This is a genomic window from Methylobacterium sp. B1 (assembly GCF_000333255.1).
GTDB classification, from domain to species: Bacteria; Pseudomonadota; Alphaproteobacteria; order Rhizobiales; family Beijerinckiaceae; genus Methylobacterium; species Methylobacterium fujisawaense.
Genome location: NZ_BACT01001077.1, coordinates 1 through 1,559 on the forward strand (window position 1 = coordinate 1; position 1,559 = coordinate 1,559).

Here is a 1,559-nt window from a genome sequence, read left to right on the forward strand (position 1 = left end):
ACGTGCCGGGGGATCACGTGAAAGAACAGACGCTGGGCCTCGCGCGGCTTGTTGTACATGAACAGGGCGAGCGATTCCGGCGTGCCGTACTTGAGCCACTCGTCGATGGTCAGGCCGTTGCCCTTCGACTTCGAGATCTTCTGGCCCTTCTCGTCGAGGAACAGCTCGTAGTTGAAGCCCTCCGGCGGCTCGCCGCCGAGCGCCCGGGCGATCTTGGCGGAGAGCTTGACCGAATCGATCAGGTCCTTGCCGGCCATCTCGTAATCGACGCCCAGCGCCACCCAGCGCATCGCCCAGTCGGGCTTCCATTGCAGCTTGGCGTGGCCGCCGGTCACCGGGGTCTCGTAGCGCTCGCCCGTGGCGGGATCGCGCCACGCGATGGTGCCGCTGCCGGCGTTCACCGCGTCGATCGGCACCTGCATCACGTGGCCGGTGACCGGGTGGAGCGGCAGGAACGGGGAGTAGCTCGCCGAGCGCTCGGCCCGCAGGGACGGCAGCATGATCTCCATGACGGCGTCGTAGCGCTCCAGCACCCGCAGCAGCGTCGCGTCGAACACGCCCGAGCGGTAGCATTCGGTCGCCGATCGGAACTCGTAGGCGAACCCGAAGGCGTCGAGGAAGCGGCGCAGCTCGGCGTTGTTGTGCGCCCCGAAGCTGTCATGGGTGCCGAACGGGTCCGGCACGCGGGTGAGCGGCTGGTTGAGATGGCCGGCCAGCATCTCGCGGTTCGGCACGTTGTCCGGAACCTTGCGCAGCCCGTCCATGTCGTCCGAGAAGGCGATCAGCCGGGTCGGCACCGCGTCGCGGGTGAGCACCCGGAAGGCGTGGCGCACCATGGAGGTGCGGGCGACCTCCCCGAAGGTGCCGATATGCGGCAGGCCCGAGGGGCCGTAGCCGGTCTCGAACAGCACCTCCGTCTTGCCGGATTTCTCCAGCCGCGCCACGAGCTTGCGCGCCTCCTCGAAGGGCCAGGCGGCGGCGTTGGCGGCGGCCTCGATGATGTCGGGGTCGAGGGTCAGGGCTGGGGGGGCGGCTTGCATGTCTTCGGGGATGAACGCGAATTGGGAGCGCGCACCCTAGAGCGGTTCGCATCGGAGCGGAACGCCTGACGGTGCAATGCGGGGTTCCATCGCGCGCCCGCGCTCGTGGCCTGAGCTCGTGGCCTGAGACTGCGGCGCCCGGCTCCGCCGCCCCGTCCGGCATGAGCCGGTCGACGGCGGCATCATCGCCCAGGAAGGAAGTCCGTCAGAACGGGCTCACCGGGAAGAACCGCAGGTACAATTCGGTGTACTTGCCGTCGTCCCAGACCCGCTGGAGCGCGTCGTCCAGGGCCCGGGAGAGGGCGGCGTCCTCCGGGCGGGTGATCAGGCCGATCCCCTCCCCGAAATAGCGGTTCTCCAGATAGTCGCCGCCGATGAGCGCGCAGCACGTCTCCGCGTCCTGGCCGCCGACATAGAGGGCGAGGTTCAGGCCGTCGGCGAACAGGTAGTCGATCTCGCCGCGCTTGAGTGCGCCCTCGGCCGCCGCCAGGTCGGTGAAGTCCTTGGCCACGGCCTTCG

Annotated in this window: 2 pseudogenes; both read right to left on the reverse strand. The window is 69.1% G+C overall.

Annotation, left to right across the window (positions count from 1 at the left end):
- Positions 1-1,040: pseudogene (gene lysK, locus I53_RS29845) on the reverse strand (lysine--tRNA ligase); the annotation flags it as partial.
- Between the two features lie 205 nt (positions 1,041-1,245).
- Positions 1,246-1,559 (reverse strand): annotated as a pseudogene (locus I53_RS29850) (transporter substrate-binding domain-containing protein); the annotation flags it as partial.